Genomic DNA, 20,096 nt, shown 5'->3' with positions numbered 1-20,096 from the left:
TTTACTTGTACATCACCTTTTTTACAGCTTTAACAACATCTTCACTATTAGGCAACCATTCTTTAAGAAGAACAGGAGAATAAGGTGCAGGTGTATCTGCTGTATTGATCTTGATAATTGGCGCATCTAAATAATCGAAAGCCTGAGCTTGCACCTGGTAAGTAATTTCTGTTGAAATATTTCCAAATGGCCATGCTTCTTCAAGAATAACCAAACGATTAGTCTTCTTAACAGACTCAATAATTGTAGCGTGATCCATAGGACGAATAGTTCTAAGATCGATAACTTCCGCAAAAATTCCTTCTTTTTCTAACTCGTCTGCAGCTTTATAGGCTTCTTTGATAATTTTACCAAAAGAAACGATAGTAACATCTGTACCTTCACGTTTAACATCGGCTTTACCAATTTCAATTACATACTCTTCCTCTGGCACTTCACCTTTATCACCATACATTTGCTCACTTTCCATAAAGATTACAGGATCGTCATCTCTAATTGCAGCTTTTAAAAGTCCTTTTGCATCATAAGGATTAGAAGGTACAATTACTTTTAAACCAGGACAGTTTGCATACCAGCTCTCAAATGCCTGTGAGTGCGTAGCACCAAGCTGACCAGCAGAAGCTGTTGGCCCTCTAAATACGATAGGACAATTAAATTGTCCTCCACTCATTTGGCGAATTTTAGCGGCGTTGTTTATTATTTGATCGATTCCAACAAGGGAAAAGTTAAAGGTCATGAACTCTATAATAGGACGGTTTCCGTTCATAGCGCTACCAATACCGATTCCTGAGAATCCAAGCTCAGAGATTGGGGTATCGATTACTCGATCTGGTCCAAACTCGTCCAACATTCCTTTAGAAGCTTTATATGCACCGTTATATTCGGCTACTTCTTCACCCATTAAATAAATGGACTCATCTTTGCGCATTTCTTCGCTCATAGCCTGTTGAACGGCTTCCCTAAATTGAATAGTCTTCATTATAGTTCTTGATATTAATTTTTATAACTTATAGGACAACAAAAATAGTAATTCGATAAAGTTTTTACCACATAAACCACTAAAAATTTACCACTGAAAAAAACTTCCTTATTTTACATCTTAACACTATAGCTATATCATTAAAAAACCAAGTGTTTTATTATCAAAACTGCGATAAAAACAAGATATTTTAAGCTTAAATCAAATACTAAGCATCTTTTTATGATTTTTTTATTATGCATGCATAGCATTTTCTAATTTATTTATGTAACTTCGTAACCATATCGTTTAATAGAAAAAGAACTTTAAATATGAAAATATTAGTGTGTATTAGCCATGTACCTGATACAACCTCAAAAATTAACTTTACCGATGGTGATAGTAAATTTGACACCAACGGAGTTCAATTTGTAATCAACCCAAATGATGAGTTTGGTTTAACCCGTGCCATGTGGTTTAAAGAAAAGCAGGGCGCAACTGTAGATATTATAAATGTAGGTGGGCCAGAAACCGAACCTACCTTGCGAAAAGCACTTGCCATTGGAGCAGATACGGCGATACGTATTAATACAGCACCTAAAGACGGTTTTCAGGTAGCTAAAGAATTAGCCAAAGTGGCCAGCGAAGGAAATTATGATCTTATTATATGTGGTAGGGAATCCATCGATTATAACGGAGGAATGGTTCCTGGAATATTAGCCGGAATGCTTAAAGCTAATTTTATAAACACCTGTATTGGTCTTGAAATCGAAGGTGATAAAGCTACGGCTATCCGCGAAATCGATGGTGGTAAAGAAACGTTAACCGCTAGTTTACCCCTAGTGATTGGAGGACAAAAAGGATTAGTTGAAGAAAGCGATCTTAAAATACCCAATATGAGAGGTATCATGCAGGCTCGTAAAAAACCCTTAAATGTTGTTGAACCTACCGGAGCTGAAGCAGCTACTAATGCCGTAAAATTTGAAAAACCAGCACCAAAAGGTGAAGTAAAATTAGTAGATCCTGAAAACCTGGACCAACTAATCGATTTGCTGCATAATGAAGCTAAAGTAATTTAAAGGTTAAGCCGATATTATCGATTTTCAACAAAGGTTTTTTAAACTAATTAAAATTAAAAAAATGTCAGTTTTAGTATATACAGAATCAGAAGACGGAAAATTTAAAAAGGGAGCTCTGGAAGCTGCATCGTATGCCAAAGGCATCGCGGAAGCAATGAGTACAAGTCTTACCGCCATTACTTTTAATGCGCAGGATACCAGTGAACTTGGTACATATGGCGTGGATAAAGTACTTAGTGTAAGCAACGATAAATTAAAAAATTTTAATGCAGAAGCTTATGCAGATGCTATTAAACAGGCTGCAGAAAAAGAAGCTTCTAAAGTGGTGGTTTTGGACCAATCTGCTAACGGAAAATATATAGCACCCCTTGTTGCCTTTAATTTAGAAGCCGGTTATGCTTCTAATGTTGTAGCACTACCAGAAAGCACTTCTCCATTTCAGGTAAAAAGAACAGCTTTTACCAATAAAGCTTTCAACTTTACTGAAATCACCACCGATGTAAAAGTTATAGGACTTTCAAAAAACGCCTTCGGATTAAAAGAAAGTGAAAGTGCTGCAACAGTTGAAGCATTTGAACCACAACTTTCAGCTGAAGATTTTACGGTAAACGTAGACTCTGTAGATAAAGCAAAAGACAAAGTAACTATCGCCGATGCCGAAATTGTAGTTTCTGGTGGTCGCGGACTTAAAGGCCCTGAAAACTGGGGAATGATTGAAGAAATGGCCGATATCCTTGGTGCCGCCACTGCCTGCTCTAAGCCGGTAAGTGATATGGGATGGAGACCACACAGTGAACACGTAGGCCAAACAGGAAAACCAGTAGCCTCAAACCTTTATATTGCGGTAGGGATTTCAGGAGCTATTCAGCATTTAGCCGGAATCAATGCAGCAAAAACCAAAGTCGTGATTAACAACGATCCAGAAGCACCTTTCTTTAAAGCCGCAGATTATGGGGTTGTTGGTGATGCTTTTGAAGTTGTTCCCAAGCTAAATGAAAAATTGAAGGAATTTAAGGCTAAAAATGCATAAATTTTATAACTTGCACCCCTTAAAAGGGCTGTCTAAATTTAGTAAAATGCTCTATTTAGACAGCCTTTTTTAATTTATGGAATATGAGTTTAGTGCGTCTGAATATCAAAGGAATATCTTACAGTCAAACCCAAAACGGAGCATACGCTCTTATATTAAGTGAAGTTGGTGGGGATAGAAAATTACCCATTGTAATTGGTGCATTCGAGGCCCAATCGATAGCTATTGCGCTCGAAAAAGAAATTAGACCGCCAAGACCACTTACTCACGATTTATTCAAAAACTTTTCTGACCGATTCGATATTACCGTTAAACAGGTAATTATTCACAAACTGGTAGATGGCGTTTTTTACTCAAGCCTTATCTGTGAAAGAGATAAAATAGAGGAAATTATAGACGCCCGTACCAGTGATGCTATTGCGTTGGCCTTAAGGTTTGACGCCCCAATCTTTACCTACAAAAATATTCTGGAAAAAGCCGGAATTTACCTTCAGGGCGAAGAACAACAGAAAAAAGAAAAAGAAGAAGATCAGGAAGAAATCATTTCCGAAGAACTTCTTCCAGACGATATAGAGATCTCAAAAGAAGATAATAATTATAAAAAATTATCTTTAAGTGAATTAGAGCGTTTATTATCGCAGGCTGTTCAAAACGAAGATTATGAAAAAGCAGCAAGGTTAAGAGACGAAATCTCTAAAAGACATTAATACCCCCTATTTAATTTAAATATGAAGAGATTATTATACCTTCTTTTCTTTATGGTATTGAGTGTACCTGCATCGCAGGCTCAAAGTATTACAAAAAGCTGGAAGATCGATAAAAATGTGGATAGCCTCGCTGCCGAAATCTTTAAAACAGGAAACATACTCACCATAAACAAAGGTAGGTTTAGTTTCTCTAAAGAGAACGATACGATAGCTCGTGGTGACTACATGTATCAAAATGACATTCTAGTTTTCTTTTATGGCAAACCTAACAGGGAAATGGAAAACTATCGGGTCACCAAATTATCAGACTCTTCCATGATCCTTAAAAGTGGAAAAAATGGTATTTCTCTTAAAGCTTATCAGCCTAAAATAGCCGAAGTTATACCGGCCGCTACAGCAAAAAAAATTATCCCGAATCAGGGAATTACCACTACCGGAATTTTACGCGGAATTCTGGGAATGTTTTCGCTTCTCCTCCTGGCTTTTTTATTCAGCAGTAACCGTAAAGCCATTAACTGGAAAACCGTTGGAATAGGTTTGGGAATGCAATTATTACTGGCCTACGGAGTTTTAAAAATTGATTGGGTGAAATCAACTTTCGAGTTTGTGGGAAAAATCTTTGTAAAAATTCTCGAATTTACCGCGGCAGGAAGTGAATTTCTTTTGGGCGGACTTATGGATACTACCAGTTTTGGATATATCTTTTTATTTCAGGTATTGCCAACCATTATTTTCTTTTCAGCATTAACTTCTATTCTTTTTTACTACGGAATCATACAGGTAGTTGTTAAGGGATTTGCGCTGGTACTTACCAAGCTATTAGGGATTTCTGGCGCTGAGAGCCTAAATGTGGCCGGAAACATTTTCTTAGGTCAAACAGAAGCTCCTTTAATGATTAAAGCCTATTTAGAGCGCATGACGCGTTCTGAAATTTTACTGGTAATGATTGGTGGCATGGCTACCGTAGCCGGTGGAGTTTTAGCGGCATACATAGGCTTTTTAGGTGGAGATGATCCTGCTGCCCGTTTAGAATTCGCCAAGCATTTATTAGCCGCATCGGTAATGGCGGCACCAGGAGCCATTGTCGTTTCAAAAATATTATATCCTCAACAGGAAAAAATTAATACCGATGTCGAGGTCTCTTCAGAAAAAATAGGATCTAATGTATTAGATGCGATCGCCATTGGTACTACAGAAGGTTTAAAGCTTGCCGCAAATGTGGGTGCGATGCTATTAGTTTTTGTAGCATTAATTGCGATGATTAACTATGGTTTTGCAAAAGTGGGGGAGTTTACTCACCTCAACGATTTCTTAGCCGCTAACACCCCTTACCAGACCTTTTCTATAGAAGCAGTTCTGGGAACAATTTTCGCTCCGCTAATGTGGCTTATTGGTGTAGCCAAAGAAGATATGATGCTTATGGGGCAACTACTTGGGATTAAACTTGCGGCAAGTGAATTTGTGGGGTACATTCAATTAGCAGAACTAAAAAATCCGGCTACAGCTTTAAGTTTCACCTATCAAAAATCGATTATCATGGCGACGTATATGCTATGCGGATTCGCGAATTTTGCTTCAATAGGCATTCAGCTTGGTGGGATTGGTTCTTTAGCACCGAGACAACGTAAAAACCTATCTGAATTTGGGATTAAAGCGGTAATTGGTGGAACGCTGGCTTCTTTACTATCTGCAACAATCGCAGGAATGATTATTGGGTAAATATAATATTTTTTTGATATGGCTTTGGAAATATCAATATCTGAACAAATCTTTAACTACAAAAAAATTCCTCATCTTCTACAGTACACTCAAGAATTAGAAACAATTGAAAAAATATTAAAAAGTAAGTGTTTTAAACCTTCTTAAGAATAATTAATTCAAATGATGAAATCATACAAGATTTATTTGAAAAATATTCTTCAAGAGAAACTAACAAACCTCATTTTAGCCAAGACAAATATTCTTTAAAATTTGAATTAGAAGATTTAAGATACATTCTAGTTAAAAAAAAGAACGAAATAAACAAAATTATAGACTGTCTTAAAATTACTTTTAAAGAAAAAGAAGTCAACCAACAACTAGAAAGCGGAAGCCTTATTATTCTTAGCAGAAACCGAATATTTCAAGACTTTTAAAATCCAATTTATCATAATCTCTTTCAAGATTCTAAATTCGGTCTAACTTTAATACTTTTTACATTTCTACTTTAAAACTTATTTCTACTTTTGATAAAAAGGGTAGCAGAATTATGAAGCAATATCACGACTTACTACAGCATATTTTAGAACACGGAGCAGAAAAAGGAGATCGTACCGGGACAGGGACTAAAAGTGTTTTTGGCTACCAAATGCGATTTGATTTAAGTGATGGGTTCCCGATGGTCACCACTAAAAAGGTCCATTTAAAATCGATCATTTACGAGCTACTTTGGTTTTTAAAAGGAGACACTAACATCAAATATCTACAAGAAAACGGTGTAAGGATCTGGAACGAATGGGCCGATGAAAATGGCGATCTGGGACCAATTTATGGCCACCAGTGGAGAAACTGGAATAGCGAAGAAATCGATCAGATTTCAGAAATTATTGAAACTCTAAAGACCAATCCTAATAGTCGTAGAATGTTGGTTTCTGCCTGGAACCCTTCTGTAATGCCAGATACATCAGTTTCTTTTTCAGAAAATGTAGCAAATGGCAAAGCCGCGCTACCGCCCTGCCATGCCTTTTTCCAGTTTTATGTGGCCAATGGCAAATTAAGCTGCCAGTTATATCAGCGTAGCGCCGATGTATTTTTAGGCGTTCCGTTTAACATCGCATCTTATGCATTGTTTACGATGATGATGGCACAGGTTTGTGGTTACCAGCCGGGAGATTTTATTCATACTTTTGGTGATGTACATATTTACAGTAATCACATGGAGCAGGTAAAACTTCAGTTAAGTCGTACACCTAAAGCACTTCCTACGATGAAAATTAATCCTGAAATCAACAATATTTTTGATTTTTCGTTTGAAGATTTTAAATTAGAGGGATATGATCCGCATCCGGCTATTAAAGCTAAGGTTGCGATTTAAATAATCTTTAATTTAAATTTTTAATTATTATGAGAAGCTTATTGCTTATAGCTAGTTTTGTCATTGGAAGTATCACCACTGTTGCCGCACAACAAACTTCACCAGTTTGGCCGGGATGTGAGGATAGCGAAAATGTAAAAACCTGCTTTAACAAGAAACTTAGTGAACACGTTAGAGAAAATTACGAATACCCGAAAAATGACGCCGGCGAATATGTTCGGGGTGAAGTGACCATCAAATTTGAGGTCGATGAAGAAGGCAAAGTAAATGTTTTAAATATTGAAGGTGACGAACCTTTAGTAAATGAAGCCGCTAAAAAAATGATCGAAAAAATGCCAAAAATGGAACCAGGAACACTTCAGGGAGAACCTGATGCACGGGAATTTACCGTTCCATTTAAATTCTAAATTAAAACTTAACTAAATTATCTTCAGTTTTTATGAAAAATCTACTACTTAGTATTTGTCTGTTGGTTAGTTTTATAAGCTGTGGCCAGGAGCATGTAAAAACTGAAGGTAATACTGTTACCGTTAAAGAAATAGCTCCCCTCTGGCCCGGATGTGAGTCTGCTACCGACCATGAAGATTGCTTCAGTAAAAAATTTCTGGAACTTGTAAAAACCACCTATAAATACCCTCGTAAAGAGAACGGGGATTTTGTGCGCGGAAAAGCCACCATAAAAATGCATATTGATGAAGAAGGAGTGGCTAAAATTGATACTATCGAAACCGAAGAACCAAAAATAAAAGTAGCATTAGAAAAAATGCTTAAGGAATTACCTAAAATGACCCCCGGTAAAAGAGCGGGAAAATCTATCTCGATAAAATATACGATACCGGTGCAGCTTTAACGTGATTAGCGTTTAGCTTTCAGCAATTGATTAAAGGTTAAAGGAAATTAAAAACCTGAAGGTCAAAATTCTGAAATCAAAAAAGATTCATTCAGCAATTTTTGATTATTATTACCTCTCTTCTATCTATTTCTTTTCTCACTTCTAAATTCTGGCTTCAATTTCCACTCTGGCTGCGATACCATTGCTCATTAGTCACCATCACTCTGCCGCTGCTACAGGTAGAGTTCAACATTGATAAGTTCGAGGTTCTATTTTCAAATTATCGAATTAACACATTTTCACATTGCATTTTTCTATTCTCTCTTTTCTAAATTTCTTAGTTCTATATTCTAAAAGCGAAGCGGTCTAAACTCAAAATAACGTTTTTCACCTCGCTACTATCGCTATTCCTTTTTTAACTTGGGATTAACGCAAGCGAAAACTTATCGCCTCTAAAAAATTGTAAATTTGAGAGATACGCACTAACCGCAGACCTCATTTTATGCTTTTACAATCTGAATTATTAGATTTCTTTAATGAAACCCGGGCGCAATCTGAACTTATTTGTTCTTTTTTAGAAATAGAAGATTACGTGGTTCAACCTATTGTAGATGTTTCTCCACCTAAATGGCACCTGGGACATACCACCTGGTTTTTTGAAGAATTTGTCCTAAAACCTTACAAAAGCGGTTATCAGCTTTTTGATGATCACTCGGCTTATGTTTTTAATAGTTACTACGAAAGCGTAGGCGAAAAAGTAATACGTACCGATCGCGGAAATCTTTCGCGCCCAACCGTGGCATGGGTTTATAAATATCGAAATTATGTTTCTAAAGCCTTAAAAGATTTTATCGAATCTGAAGATTTAAGTAGCAAAATCCTGGAAGTAATTGAGATTGGTTGCCATCACGAAAAACAACATCAGGAATTACTATATACCGATATCAAATATATTTTAGGAAACAACCCGCTTTTCCCAAAATATAATGACCAGTTTAAAGAAAATCCGATTCAGGACATTCCGCAGGAATGGATCTCTGTAACGAAAGGAAATTATGAAATTGGGCATAACAGCAATGATTTTTGTTATGATAACGAACTTGGCAGACACACAGTTTACTTAACCGACTACCAAATTTCAAATAAACTGGTAACCAATAAAGAGTATATCGAATTTATCGACGCCGGATGTTATGAGGACGTGCTCCTTTGGCATGCCGAAGGATGGGATTGGGTAAATACCAATCAGATTTCAGCACCATCCTACTGGCATAACATCGATGGCGAATGGCATCAATTCACTTTACAGGGCTTACAAAAACTAATTCCCGATGCGCCGCTAAGTCATATTAGTTATTACGAAGCTTTTGCTTTTGCCCAATGGAAAGGGTTACGCTTACCAACCGAACAGGAATGGGAAGTTGCTAACAGCAAATTCAATTGGGGATCACGTTGGGAATGGACAGAAAGTGCTTATTCTCCTTATCCTGGTTACACCAAAGTGCCAGGCGCTTTAGGCGAATATAATGGCAAATTTATGGTGAACCAGAAAGTGCTAAGAGGATGCTCTGTAGCTACTGCTAACAAACATACCAGACCCACGTATAGAAATTTTTTCCATGCCCCATTACGCTGGCAATTCACAGGAATACGCCTTGCAAAATAATCCTCAACTTACATTATGAAATTCACACCAACGACCACGAAATACGAAACCGCTTTTGAAGAAGATGTTGCCAAAGGACTAACCAATTTTCCAAAATACCTGCTTTCAAAATATATCTATGATGAAAAAGGCGATAAGCTTTTTCAGCAAATTATGAATATGCCAGAGTATTATTTAACCAATTGTGAACTTGGTATCCTTAAAAAGCACACCGCTTCTATAGCAGATTCATTTAATAGTGAAAAAGGATTCGATTTAATTGAACTGGGTGCCGGTGACGGTAAAAAGACAAAAGTTTTACTCAAGCATCTTGTCGCAAAAAATTATGATTTTAATTACCTGCCCGTCGATATTAGTCAGCATGTTTTAGATGAATTGGAAGAAGCGCTAAAAACTGAAATTCCCGGTGTAAAGATCAAAACCCAGCAGGGCACCTATTTTAAAACCCTGGAAAAACTTGCCGATTATAATTCCCGTAAAAAGGTGATTATGGTCTTAGGTTCTAATATTGGTAATCTTTTGCACGAAAAAGCTATCGATTTTTTAAAGAATATCTGCCAGGCGATGAGTGAAGAAGATATGCTATTTATGGGCTTTGATCAGAAAAAAAGTCCGCAACAAATTCTTGATGCCTATAACGACCCGCACGGCATTACCGAAGCTTTCAACAAAAATCTTTTGGTGCGAATGAATAGCGAATTGGATGCCGACTTTAACACTGATGATTTTAAACACTGGGAAACCTACAATCCTGAAAGCGGAACAGCAAGCAGTTATCTGGTAAGTAAAAAAGAACAGCAGGTAAAAATCAATAAACTTGGCCTGAATATTCATTTTGATGCCTGGGAAACTATTCATACTGAAATTTCCCAGAAATACGACGATCATATTGTACAATGGCTGGCAAAAGAAGCCGGACTTAAAGTAACCGAAGAATTCAGCGATTCGGAAAACTGCTATAAAAATTATATATTTAGAAGGAAAGATTTTTAGATCTTTAATTAAACAGTCTTACACCATGAAAAAGCTACTTTTCCTCTTTTCAGCGATTCTTTTAAGTTTCGCATTTATCCCGGTGCAGAATTACTCTGAAATTTCAGAAAATACAAGCTTGCAGGAATTCATTCCGCAGGGGAAAATCAGCATTTCTGAGATAGAATCGATTGAACAATCTGCTACAAATACTGATTTTGACCCAAAACTGACATTTGTTGATATCCAAGACGGTAATGTAATAAAATACCTTTCAGAAAAGACCAAAATAAAAAGTGACATCGCGTTTAATCAAAATGAGTATCTCAAAATTGTTAAGCTGAAAGGAAATTTTGCTTACGATATAAAAAAGACTTCAAAAAGCATCGAATTTGGGTCGACTACAACAGCACATCCCGATTTTAGTCTAAACACTGAAGACAATAGCATTTCAATTGATCAAAAAACGTATTCATTTTCTGCTAAAATGAGTATTGAACATTCAGACAATGCTTTTAACAGCGCCTGGACGGGGTTTGTATATACTACCGGAAAATCTAAAGTTGTTTTAGCGAAACTTAAAGATCATCGCTTCGGAATTTTGATTCAGCTTCCTAATAAAACACCTCAGGTTTTTATCGAAAATGAACAAAAATAAATATATGAGATTTTCAGCAATTTGTCTTTTATTGTTTTTGTTTACTCAAGCAGCGACTTCTCAAAATACTTCTGTAGAAGAATTTAATAGCCCTGCTAGAGATAGTTTGGATATTCCTATAAAATACTGTTTAATTATTCCATCTGGGAAATTTTTATCGAAATATATCGAAATCCAGATTGATTACGGCCAAGAGCAAGCCTTGCTAAAAAATTCTTATATAAGAAATAAAGATGGAAGTAAAAGAACTTTCAATTCGATCGTACAAGCTTTAAATTACATGGATAGTTTAGGATGGGAGTTAGTTAAAACCTATAGCGAACAGGAAACCGAAAATAACTTTAGGAGTTATTTTTTATTTAAATCTGACGGAAATGCTAAACTTCCTATAAACCAACAATCCTGATAAATCTAAATTATGAAAGCAATTTGGAAAAATACGGTTATTGCGGAAAGTACTGAAACAAAAACGGTAGAAAACAATCATTATTTTCCCATGGAAAGTATTAAAAAAGAATACTTTAAAAATAGTAAAAAGCAAACACGCTGCGCATGGAAGGGATTAGCTTCCTATTTCACTATAGAAGTTGAGGGTGAGAAAACCGAAGATGCTGCATGGTACTATCCACAAGCCAGCCATGCTGCAAAACCTATCCAAAATCATGTCGCCTTTAAAAACGGCGTAGAGATTAAGGAGTGAGAATTGCTTTTTGGAATCTTGCCATATTGGATTTTCGGTAGTTGAGATGAGGCTTAGCCTTTATGATTTTCTAAAGCCTTTACCAGAACTTCCAATTCCTCTTCCGTGTTAAAATAGTGGAAACTTACCCGCAATCCTTCTCCACGTTGGGAAACAATGATATCCTTTTCCCGTAAATAGTGATATAATTTATCGTCGCCTTTAATATTGAAAATCGAGGAATGATCGCCTCTTTTTGCAACAGCTTCTTCCAATAAATTCATTTCAGTAAAAATCTGCTTCGCTTGTGATTTTAATACATTTACCTGACTTTCAATGGTTGAAATCCCAAACTGTTTTATCAATTTTAGGGCTTCACCTAAACTTCCATAGTTAAGCGTATCCTGATGGCCGGGCTCAAATTTTCCAAGAAAATTATCTTCATGTGCTTTATACTTTCCCTGCAACGATCCAAAACCTAAGTGTTTTGGAAATACTTTACCTTCCATATCTTTATTGAACAGCATAAATCCATTTCCGTAGCCGGCATTTAACCATTTATAGGTACTCGAAATAACGACGTCTATCCCACTCGCATCAAAATCAAATGCTTCAGTTCCCAAAAACTGCGTCCCATCGGCAACAAAAATAACTTCTGGAAAGTCCTTTTTTAGCTGGGTGAGAAAAGCGGCACTTAGTTTAATTCCGTTGATATATTGAACGATACTAAACGCAAAAAAATGAGGCTGTTCCTTTTTTAAAACTTCAACAATATTTTCCTCTAAAAACTCATTGATCTCGGCATAGCAAATTTCAAAATCCCTGGATGCTACCGGCCAGTTAATCGATGGATAATCATTCTTTAGTAACAATACTTTTTTAGGTTTTTCGATACCCTCTAAAAACGTATTAAAGCCATACGAAAAGTTAGGCACCAGCCCTACCCGGTTTGGCGCACAATTAAAAGTTTCGCCAACTTCTTCCCGTACTTTCGCTAAAAGTTTACCCTGATTTTCTTTTAGAACACTCCCAGAGATCAAAAAATCCAGATCATGCTCTTGCCTGAATTCTAAAACTTTTTCATGTAATAAACCGGAAGCCGCGGTGTTTAGGTAAGTATATCGTTCTAAAACGGGAAAGCCTTTTCTTAAATTACTCATAAGCCTTAAAGAATTCAGTTCTAAAAAATGTAAATTTGTTAAAAGCACTAAAGTACCTTTATTTATGTTCTCTAAAAAGAAAAATACTTCGAAAATGGATGCCGAACAACGGGAGTTGTACGAGAATGCCAGAAAAAGAACACTCCAGAAAAAAAGACTATTTCAGCATTTTATTGTATTTCTTGGCGCTTCGATTTTAGCTATTATTCTAAATGTGCTTATTGGTTTTAAAGAGACTTACAAACCTTTAGGCTACGACTGGTTTGTTTGGATCGTCCTTATTTGGGGTTTTATCTTTTTAATTCATTTTTTCAATGTGCTTTTGGTCAACACCTTTATGGGAAAAGAATGGCAGGCTAAACAAATTGAAAAACTAGTCGCCAAACAAAAAGAGAAAATTGCAAAATTACAGCAGCAGGTAGAACAAGACCATCCGCTGCCAGAGAAAGAAAATCAAAAAAACTTTCCTGAAAATAAAGACACTCACGACAAATTCAAGCCCATTTCTCCAGATAAATCAGACCAAAACTACAATCACTAATTTATGGTAACCATGATCGCGGCTGCGGCCGAAAATAATGCTTTAGGAAAAGATAACGACCTTTTATGGCGACTGCCAGACGACTTTAAACGTTTTAAAAAGTTAACCAGCCACCACCCTATTATTATGGGGCGTAAAACCTTTGAAAGTTTTGATGGATTATTGCCCAACCGCACTCATTTTGTGATTACCCGAAACGAGAATTACGATCCCGGCAAAGGGGTTTATGTCGTGAAAAGTTTATCCCTTGCCTTAAAGATCGCACAGGATTTAGATGAAAATCCCTTTATAATTGGCGGTGGTGAGATCTATAAAATGGGACTAGACAGAACCGATAAAATTGAACTTACCCGTGTTCATGAAAACTTTGACGATGCCGATACTTTTTTTCCTGAAATCAATGAAGAAGAATGGAAGCTAACTGAAGAGGTTTTTCATGAAAAAGACGAAAAGCATAAATACTCTTTTAGTTACCTTACTTATGAGCGTAAATAAAGCGTACCAACCACTTTTTAAAATAATTGAAGAAAAAAACAGTTTAAAAATCAACAATATCAGCGAATTATCTGGCGGTGATATTAATGATGTTTTTTTACTGAACACTACTGAAGGTAAAAAAGTGGTAAAAATTAATAGCACTACTGAATTCCCGGGAATGTTTGATGCCGAAATGGCCGGCATGAAAGCCTTAAAAAAAGCAGAAGCTATTGATGTTCCCCAAATGATCGCTGTGTATACGGAAGCGAACTATTCCTGTCTTTTAATGGAATATCGGGAAACAGGAACGAAATCATCAGATTTCTGGACTGTTTTTGGGAAACAGATGGCTGGTTTACATAAAAACTCGCAATCAACATTCGGCTTCCCAGAAGATAATTATATTGGTAGTTTACCTCAGTATAATAACGAACACGACAACATTGTAGATTTTTATATTGAAGAACGTCTTCAACCTCAATTTAAATCAGCCAAAGAGCAGGGCTATAGTTTAGGGGACACTAAAAAATTCTGTTCCGTATTATCCCATCTTATTCCGCAGGAAAAACCGGCTTTAATTCATGGAGATTTATGGAATGGCAATTACTTGGTGAATGCTAGCGGTCACCCCTGCCTTATTGATCCTGCGGTAGCTTACGCTCCGCGAGAAATGGATCTTTCGATGATGAAACTTTTTGGCGGATTTTCCGAAGAATTATTCAATACGTATTTTGAAGAATTTCCTGTAGAAAAAGGCTTTGAAGATCGCGTACCTATATGGCAACTCTATTATTTACTGGTCCATCTTAACCTATTTGGCACTGGCTATTTAGGCTCCTGCCAAAATATTATCGCACGCTTTACTTGATAATCGAGATTAAATACTCCCGTTCCGTCCCCCATAGCTATCGGCAAGAATGCATAGAAATAGAAGATAATTTTCTAATAAATGACTTATAAGATAGTTTATCTAATTTCACAATTCTTAACAGCAATACATTTGTTTTTAGCAGTTTGTTAGCGGCAAAGGTTGAAGTTGAATCGTATCTTCATATCAAATTAAAAAAAACTATGAGCACAGAAAATTTAGAATATAGCGAAGCTAGAAAGAAATTAAAATCTCTTGTCGAAGATATTAAAACCGCCATGTTCGTGACAAACATTGGCAGTAAACCTGTAGATGCCGTACCAATGACTACAAAAAAAATAGATACCGAAGGTAATATCTGGTTTTTAAGTGGGTTAAATAGTGACCATAATACCAATATCGTAAAAGATAGCGATGTTCAGTTACTCTATAGCGACGTTAAAGATTTTGAATTTATCAGTATTTTCGGAAAAGCGGCGATTGTAACCGAAAAGGATATTCTGGAAGATTTATACAGTAGAGTAGATGACACCTGGTTTAAAGGTACAGACGATCCAAACCTAAGTGCCATAAAGGTAAATCCAGAGGAAGCGTATTACTGGGACACTAAATCTAATAAATATGTTTCTTTATTTAAAATGGGCGTATCTGCCATTACCGGAAAACAAAAAGACATCGGAGAAAAAGGAAAATTAGAATTATAGACTTAAAAATTGTATTTATCAAAGACCTCATCACTATTTTTTGTTGTGAGGTCTTTTTTATTCTTCCTATTTTTACCAAAATTTCATCATTTTTTTTCTTCGGAAAATTTGATGTGATAATTTATAATTTTGAGTTTCGCGCTAAGTTTATGATGATCGAAACAGCTATTAAACCCTTTTTCAAGGGATAAAAATTAGAAAATGAAAGCATACGTTTTTCCCGGACAGGGAGCACAATTTTCAGGAATGGGAGCAGATTTATACGAGAAATCTGCTGAAGCAAAAGAACTTTTTGAAAGAGCCAACGAAATTTTAGGCTTCTCTATAACCGATACGATGTTTAATGGATCGGTTGAAGATCTAAAACAAACTAAAGTTACCCAGCCCGCCGTATTTTTACACAGCGTCATTTTAAGTAAAGTACTGGGAGCAGACTTTAAGCCAGATATGGTTGCAGGGCATTCATTAGGAGAATTTTCGGCATTAGTAGCCAATGATACGTTGGAATTTGAAGATGCTCTAAAGTTAGTTTCACAACGTGCTTTAGCCATGCAAAAAGCCTGTGAAATGACTCCATCTACCATGGCTGCGGTTTTAGGATTAGAAGATGAATTAGTTGAGGCTGTTTGCGCCGATACAGAAGGCATCGTAGTCGCTGCAAATTACAACTGCCCCGGGCAATTAGTGATTTCCGGTGAAATTGCTGCGGTTGAAAAAGCTTGTGAAACTTTAAAAGAAAAAGGAGCCAAACGAGCCTTACTTCTTCCGGTTGGAGGGGCCTTTCATTCCCCACTTATGGAACCTGCAAGAAAAGAATTAGCTGCCGCGATTGAAGCTACAACTTTTAAAACTCCTTCTTGTCCTATATATCAGAATGTAAGTACCACGGCGGTAACCGACCCTACAGAAATTCAGAAAAATCTGGTATTTCAATTAACTGCACCCGTAAAATGGACACAATCTGTACAAAACATGATTAAAGATGGTGCCAAAAGTTTTACTGAAGTTGGTCCGGGAAAAGTATTACAGGGACTGGTAAAAAAAGTAGATCGTAAGATGGAAACTGCCTCTGCCACGATTTAATTTTCGAAAGATAATATTTTAACATATAAAACGCCTAATCCTGAGATTAGGCGTTTTATTTTGTTTCAAATTGAAGAAGATCAAATACTGGTGCTTTGATATTAGATATTTATTAATAAGATGGTGTAATAAATGGGAGCGTTATGTTCAAAAATTTAGCCAAATATTCACGGCTAAGATCAAAGCATCATAATTTTAATTAGGCGTTACATACATCTTGCTACTACTTCTATGCCTTTTTGTAGTGCTCCTATTGAAACGATATTTATGCTTTTGGAAAGTTGAGCTATCTATTATACATATTTTAAATTAATTAATCTACAAACCTAATGGCCGGCCAGGCTCGGGGTGTATAGAATTTAAAGAAAAAAGTTTTGGTCTCGCTTTTTTTAACACCACTTCTTATTCTTAAGTTTTTTAAAAGTCTACTCGAAACCTTACTAAAGGTAATGTTTTTGTATACCATAAATCGAATGATAAAATATAACTTTGCTGTAATTATACTATCAACATGTCAAATAAATATCGATTAATTACCTTAGTATTTATTTTATCGGCGTTTACCTCGTATTCTCAAAAGGATATTGAATTGCCGCAAGTTATTGGACCTTCACCTGAAGTTGCTTCACTTTTCCATGCACAAGAGTTTACAATTAACCATTCGACTGGAGTTCCTGCTATTCAGATACCTCTTTTTAATGTTAAAAGTGGAGATATAACTGTGCCCATAACCCTTAGTTATGATGCTTCCGGAAGAAAAGTATTGCAGGACAACGGTCCTATAGCAATGGATTGGATATTGAACGTTGGAGGGGTTATTGGGAAAACAATTTATGGGAAAGCCGATTCAAAGTATGGAAGAGTTCCTGTTAGCAACCGCAAATCTTATTACGATTTAATTGGTAGTACATCTTTAGAACGTTACAACTATCTTTCAAGCTTGTTTAAAACTTCTTATGATGATTTCCAAGGTACGTTATACGACGAACAATATGATGTTTACAGCTATAATTTTGCCGGATTATCAGGTAATTTTTTGTTTAAAAATTTTCCTTCTAACCCTGTTTTTCTAGAAGGAGAACCTTTGAAAATAGGAAAAGTATCATCTGGGGCAAAGGGTACAAACATGATTGAAATAATTAATTCTGATGGTATTAAATATACTTTTGGAGGAAGTGGAAAGGTTGAATATTACAAAGGAAACCCATCGGCTCCTGAGAGTAATTTCGTTTCATCGTTAAGATTATCTAAAATTTCATCATGGAATAATTTAGATGAAGTCACTTTCACCTACAATACTGTTTATAAAGAATTCGTGAATAGTATAGAAGAATACACCATTGTGGATCAAAAATATAACTCTTATTTAGATGAGAGTATGTGGAATAGCCAGCCTTTATTTAGTCAGATGTTTAAATATGATGTTACAAGGATCAAAGAAATTAATTTCAAACAAGGAAAATTAGTTTTTGTATTGGGTTCAAATACTGACATGATCAATGCCATCCAAATTAGAAATAACTCTGGGAATATTATTAAAACTATCGAATTCGTAAGATCCAATTTAGATTTACCTAACTATCCTGGTACGGAATATATGAAAAAACTAGATGCTATTAAATTTAAAGATGAAGCTGGTATCGTACAAGAAGAATATAAATTTGATTACTATAATTCAGAGGTAGTTAAAACATATAGAAAAGCCAATAGAGATTGGTGGGGATATAAAAACAATCAAAATCAAATTCATTTGTTACCTACCTATTCAATATATACCAGAACTAATAATATGGGCGCCGATTATGGTAGTTATCGCAATTATGGATACGGCGCTAATCGTAACCCATCAGATTATGTTTTAGATGGTGTATTAAAGAGCATCACTTATCCCACAAAAGGCAAAACAGAATTTGAATATGAAAAAAACAAATTTCTTGAAGCCGGTCAGATTAAAACTGGTCCTGGTTTACGTATAAAGAAAATTGTTAACAAAGATTATAACGATGTTGTTAAGAAAACTCAGCGTTTTGAGTATAACAATGGCCAATTTACCAATTTTTATAAATATAAACCTCCCAATAGCCAACAATTTTTCCTAACCATAAATACAACAGAGCATTTATTGGAAACTGGCTATAGACTTCGGAAAATTTCTTCCGAAGATAATACCAGTATGAGTTTTGTCTCTTCAAAACCTGTATTTTATAGTAATGTTACGAAATATATTGAGAATTCATCGGGATTAGATAATGGCAAGATTGTTTATCATTATGACCATAAGAACTTATCAACAGGCTCTTCATTTTCAATGAAATCTTTTAATAGTCCCAGCGGGAATTTGTGGACATTTAACACAGATAGTGAATTGATTCAACGCTGTATGTATAATTATAATTATTGGGATAATCCAGTACTTATTAGTGAAGCAGTTTATAAGAATGATGGATTAGACGATAATGGAAACATTTTATATAACATTGCAAAGTGGGTCAATTATAAATATGAGACTATAATTGAGGAGAGCCTGGAAGGAATGATGGTTGAGAAATTGACTAATATATCTAGTTCTTCAGGTTATAGTTATAGGCCTGATTATTTCGTTGAAAAATTTGCGGCTGAAAATTGGAATATTCCAATTTATTACTTCAAAAATTATATTATTGAAATTGGAAGGAAGCGATTAAAAACTAAATCTACAAAGCTTTATCAAGAGGGAGAGATCGTAGAGAAAACAAATGAATATGAATATAATTCAAAAAATCAAATAAAACGTGAAATTGAAAGTACATCTTCTGGAGTTATAAGCTCAAATTATTATTATCCTTATGATACCATTTTCAGTCTTAACACGAAAACGGGGATGTCAACTATGGTGACTACCAATAGAATAGCAGAACCTATTTACATTCGAAAATTCTCTGATCAAGCTTTAATAGAGCATCAGTTGAATACTTTCGAATTATTTAACTCAAAACTCTTTAAAAGTGGGGTTTTATGGAATAAAGCAGAATCTTCTTTAGATAGTATGCCTGAAATGTTAAGCTTTCATTCTTATGATGATTATGGCAATCCTATAGAAGTCTCAAAGTCAGATGGTCCGCATATCTTTTATCTATGGGGCTATCATGGACAATACCCCATAGCCAAGATAGAGAATACGACCGGAGCTGCTTTACAGGCTGTTCTTGGCGAACTTAAAAATGTTAATGAAGCCAACTTATCAGCAATCAATAATCTCCGCTCCAAGAGTGCTTTCAAAGATGCGATGATTACAACCTATGAATATGAACCTTTGGTAGGGATGACCGTTATGACCGATCCCCGTGGCAGGACAACAACCTATCACTATGATGATTTCGGCCGTTTGGAAATGGTCAAAGACCACGAAGGTAAGTTAGTAGAGGAATATGAATATCATTATAAAGGTGAATAAACCCCCTAGGTTATGAATAAATATATATCACTTACCGTTTTTTTTCTTATAGGTCTTATAGGGGACACATTGTTAGCCCAGATTGGTATACCGGATGATGGCGATGAATGTCCCCCCGGCACCACGCTTTATTATCGGGATAATGATGGGGATGGTTATGGGAACCCGAATATTTA

The 20,096-nt window shown here is 35.8% G+C and carries 20 protein-coding genes; 18 read left to right on the top strand and 2 right to left on the bottom strand.

Annotation, left to right across the window (positions count from 1 at the left end; genetic code table 11):
- Position 1: 1 nt before the first annotated feature.
- Positions 2 to 979, bottom strand: coding sequence for a pyruvate dehydrogenase complex E1 component subunit beta (locus tag L1967_RS16175; protein WP_249602546.1), 978 nt, complete (start codon positions 977 to 979; stop codon positions 2 to 4).
- Positions 980 to 1,290: 311 nt separating this feature from the next.
- On the opposite strand from L1967_RS16175, the gene L1967_RS16170 reads away from it, so the two are divergent.
- From L1967_RS16170 to L1967_RS16115, 12 genes are all read left to right on the top strand, one after another.
- Positions 1,291 to 2,037, top strand: coding sequence for an electron transfer flavoprotein subunit beta/FixA family protein (locus L1967_RS16170; RefSeq protein ID WP_249602545.1), 747 nt, complete (start codon positions 1,291 to 1,293; stop codon positions 2,035 to 2,037).
- A gap of 61 nt (positions 2,038 to 2,098) precedes the next feature.
- Positions 2,099 to 3,067: an electron transfer flavoprotein subunit alpha/FixB family protein gene (locus L1967_RS16165; RefSeq protein WP_249602544.1), complete on the top strand. Its 969-nt coding sequence runs from the start codon at positions 2,099 to 2,101 to the stop codon at positions 3,065 to 3,067.
- Positions 3,068 to 3,150: 83 nt separating this feature from the next.
- The gene (locus L1967_RS16160; RefSeq protein WP_249602543.1) at positions 3,151 to 3,774 is read left to right on the top strand and encodes a bifunctional nuclease family protein; all 624 of its coding nucleotides are present in this window, start codon (positions 3,151 to 3,153) and stop codon (positions 3,772 to 3,774) included.
- Positions 3,775 to 3,795: 21 nt separating this feature from the next.
- Entirely contained in the window at positions 3,796 to 5,493 is a 1,698-nt protein-coding gene (locus L1967_RS16155) for a NupC/NupG family nucleoside CNT transporter (protein WP_249602542.1), read from the top strand.
- A gap of 529 nt (positions 5,494 to 6,022) precedes the next feature.
- Positions 6,023 to 6,847 carry a thymidylate synthase gene (locus L1967_RS16150; RefSeq protein WP_249602541.1) on the top strand — a complete coding sequence of 275 codons (825 nt, stop codon included), beginning with the start codon at positions 6,023 to 6,025 and terminating at the stop codon, positions 6,845 to 6,847.
- A gap of 29 nt (positions 6,848 to 6,876) precedes the next feature.
- On the top strand, positions 6,877 to 7,254 hold the full coding sequence (locus L1967_RS16145) for an energy transducer TonB family protein (protein WP_249602540.1): 378 nt from the start codon (positions 6,877 to 6,879) through the stop codon (positions 7,252 to 7,254).
- 32 nt (positions 7,255 to 7,286) lie between these two features.
- Entirely contained in the window at positions 7,287 to 7,697 is a 411-nt protein-coding gene (locus L1967_RS16140; protein ID WP_249602539.1) for an energy transducer TonB, read from the top strand.
- A gap of 484 nt (positions 7,698 to 8,181) precedes the next feature.
- Positions 8,182 to 9,345, top strand: a complete 1,164-nt coding sequence (gene egtB / locus L1967_RS16135) for an ergothioneine biosynthesis protein EgtB (protein WP_249602538.1) — start codon at positions 8,182 to 8,184, stop codon at positions 9,343 to 9,345.
- Between the two features lie 15 nt (positions 9,346 to 9,360).
- A complete protein-coding gene (locus L1967_RS16130) occupies positions 9,361 to 10,338 on the top strand; it encodes an L-histidine N(alpha)-methyltransferase (protein WP_249602537.1) in 978 nt (325 codons plus the stop codon).
- A gap of 25 nt (positions 10,339 to 10,363) precedes the next feature.
- Positions 10,364 to 10,975: a hypothetical protein gene (locus L1967_RS16125; RefSeq protein ID WP_249602536.1), complete on the top strand. Its 612-nt coding sequence runs from the start codon at positions 10,364 to 10,366 to the stop codon at positions 10,973 to 10,975.
- Positions 10,962 to 11,381 (top strand): hypothetical protein, encoded by a 420-nt coding sequence (locus L1967_RS16120; protein ID WP_249602535.1) that lies wholly within the window; start codon positions 10,962 to 10,964, stop codon positions 11,379 to 11,381. Before L1967_RS16125 ends, L1967_RS16120 begins: the two co-directional genes overlap by 14 nt.
- A gap of 12 nt (positions 11,382 to 11,393) precedes the next feature.
- Positions 11,394 to 11,675, top strand: coding sequence for a DUF427 domain-containing protein (locus tag L1967_RS16115; RefSeq protein ID WP_249602534.1), 282 nt, complete (start codon positions 11,394 to 11,396; stop codon positions 11,673 to 11,675).
- A 53-nt stretch (positions 11,676 to 11,728) separates the two neighbouring features.
- Here L1967_RS16115 and L1967_RS16110 read toward each other — a convergent pair whose 3' ends face one another.
- A complete protein-coding gene (locus L1967_RS16110) occupies positions 11,729 to 12,814 on the bottom strand; it encodes an aminotransferase class V-fold PLP-dependent enzyme (protein ID WP_249602533.1) in 1,086 nt (361 codons plus the stop codon).
- Positions 12,815 to 12,878: 64 nt separating this feature from the next.
- On the opposite strand from L1967_RS16110, the gene L1967_RS16105 reads away from it, so the two are divergent.
- The 6 genes from L1967_RS16105 to L1967_RS16080 all read left to right on the top strand — a co-directional run bounded on the left by L1967_RS16105 (position 12,879) and on the right by L1967_RS16080 (position 19,920).
- On the top strand, positions 12,879 to 13,355 hold the full coding sequence (locus L1967_RS16105) for a 2TM domain-containing protein (protein ID WP_249602532.1): 477 nt from the start codon (positions 12,879 to 12,881) through the stop codon (positions 13,353 to 13,355).
- Between the two features lie 3 nt (positions 13,356 to 13,358).
- Positions 13,359 to 13,850 carry a dihydrofolate reductase gene (locus L1967_RS16100; RefSeq protein WP_249602531.1) on the top strand — a complete coding sequence of 164 codons (492 nt, stop codon included), beginning with the start codon at positions 13,359 to 13,361 and terminating at the stop codon, positions 13,848 to 13,850.
- Positions 13,837 to 14,700, top strand: coding sequence for a fructosamine kinase family protein (locus tag L1967_RS16095; protein ID WP_249602530.1), 864 nt, complete (start codon positions 13,837 to 13,839; stop codon positions 14,698 to 14,700). The genes L1967_RS16100 and L1967_RS16095 overlap by 14 nt, the downstream gene beginning before the upstream one ends.
- Before the next feature lie 203 nt (positions 14,701 to 14,903).
- Positions 14,904 to 15,404 carry a pyridoxamine 5'-phosphate oxidase family protein gene (locus L1967_RS16090; protein WP_249602529.1) on the top strand — a complete coding sequence of 167 codons (501 nt, stop codon included), beginning with the start codon at positions 14,904 to 14,906 and terminating at the stop codon, positions 15,402 to 15,404.
- A gap of 201 nt (positions 15,405 to 15,605) precedes the next feature.
- Entirely contained in the window at positions 15,606 to 16,487 is an 882-nt protein-coding gene (gene fabD, locus L1967_RS16085; protein WP_249602528.1) for an ACP S-malonyltransferase, read from the top strand.
- Between the two features lie 511 nt (positions 16,488 to 16,998).
- The gene (locus tag L1967_RS16080; protein ID WP_249602527.1) at positions 16,999 to 19,920 is read left to right on the top strand and encodes an RHS repeat domain-containing protein; all 2,922 of its coding nucleotides are present in this window, start codon (positions 16,999 to 17,001) and stop codon (positions 19,918 to 19,920) included.
- The last annotated feature ends 176 nt before the right edge of the window (positions 19,921 to 20,096 follow it).

The organism is Zunongwangia pacifica (assembly GCF_023499215.1).
GTDB classification, from domain to species: Bacteria; Bacteroidota; Bacteroidia; order Flavobacteriales; family Flavobacteriaceae; genus Zunongwangia; species Zunongwangia pacifica.
Note: the sequence above shows the minus strand (reverse complement) of the source record. Positions and strands in the feature narration are given on the sequence as shown.

Bases quoted from the DNA above. Each gene is read 5' to 3' on its own strand.
- L1967_RS16165 (WP_249602544.1), top strand. From the start codon at position 2,099: ATGTCAGTTTTAGTATATACAGAATCAGAAGACGGAAAATTTAAAAAG.
- L1967_RS16155 (WP_249602542.1), top strand. From the start codon at position 3,796: ATGAAGAGATTATTATACCTTCTTTTCTTTATGGTATTGAGTGTACCT.
- L1967_RS16105 (WP_249602532.1), top strand. From the start codon at position 12,879: ATGTTCTCTAAAAAGAAAAATACTTCGAAAATGGATGCCGAACAACGG.
- fabD (WP_249602528.1), top strand. From the start codon at position 15,606: ATGAAAGCATACGTTTTTCCCGGACAGGGAGCACAATTTTCAGGAATG.
- L1967_RS16145 (WP_249602540.1), top strand. From the start codon at position 6,877: ATGAGAAGCTTATTGCTTATAGCTAGTTTTGTCATTGGAAGTATCACC.
- L1967_RS16160 (WP_249602543.1), top strand. From the start codon at position 3,151: ATGAGTTTAGTGCGTCTGAATATCAAAGGAATATCTTACAGTCAAACC.
- egtB (WP_249602538.1), top strand. From the start codon at position 8,182: ATGCTTTTACAATCTGAATTATTAGATTTCTTTAATGAAACCCGGGCG.
- L1967_RS16100 (WP_249602531.1), top strand. From the start codon at position 13,359: ATGGTAACCATGATCGCGGCTGCGGCCGAAAATAATGCTTTAGGAAAA.
- L1967_RS16090 (WP_249602529.1), top strand. From the start codon at position 14,904: ATGAGCACAGAAAATTTAGAATATAGCGAAGCTAGAAAGAAATTAAAA.
- L1967_RS16170 (WP_249602545.1), top strand. From the start codon at position 1,291: ATGAAAATATTAGTGTGTATTAGCCATGTACCTGATACAACCTCAAAA.
- L1967_RS16080 (WP_249602527.1), top strand. From the start codon at position 16,999: ATGTCAAATAAATATCGATTAATTACCTTAGTATTTATTTTATCGGCG.
- L1967_RS16120 (WP_249602535.1), top strand. From the start codon at position 10,962: ATGAACAAAAATAAATATATGAGATTTTCAGCAATTTGTCTTTTATTG.
- L1967_RS16115 (WP_249602534.1), top strand. From the start codon at position 11,394: ATGAAAGCAATTTGGAAAAATACGGTTATTGCGGAAAGTACTGAAACA.
- L1967_RS16095 (WP_249602530.1), top strand. From the start codon at position 13,837: ATGAGCGTAAATAAAGCGTACCAACCACTTTTTAAAATAATTGAAGAA.
- L1967_RS16125 (WP_249602536.1), top strand. From the start codon at position 10,364: ATGAAAAAGCTACTTTTCCTCTTTTCAGCGATTCTTTTAAGTTTCGCA.
- L1967_RS16130 (WP_249602537.1), top strand. From the start codon at position 9,361: ATGAAATTCACACCAACGACCACGAAATACGAAACCGCTTTTGAAGAA.
- L1967_RS16110 (WP_249602533.1), bottom strand. From the start codon at position 12,814: ATGAGTAATTTAAGAAAAGGCTTTCCCGTTTTAGAACGATATACTTAC.
- L1967_RS16140 (WP_249602539.1), top strand. From the start codon at position 7,287: ATGAAAAATCTACTACTTAGTATTTGTCTGTTGGTTAGTTTTATAAGC.
- L1967_RS16150 (WP_249602541.1), top strand. From the start codon at position 6,023: ATGAAGCAATATCACGACTTACTACAGCATATTTTAGAACACGGAGCA.
- L1967_RS16175 (WP_249602546.1), bottom strand. From the start codon at position 979: ATGAAGACTATTCAATTTAGGGAAGCCGTTCAACAGGCTATGAGCGAA.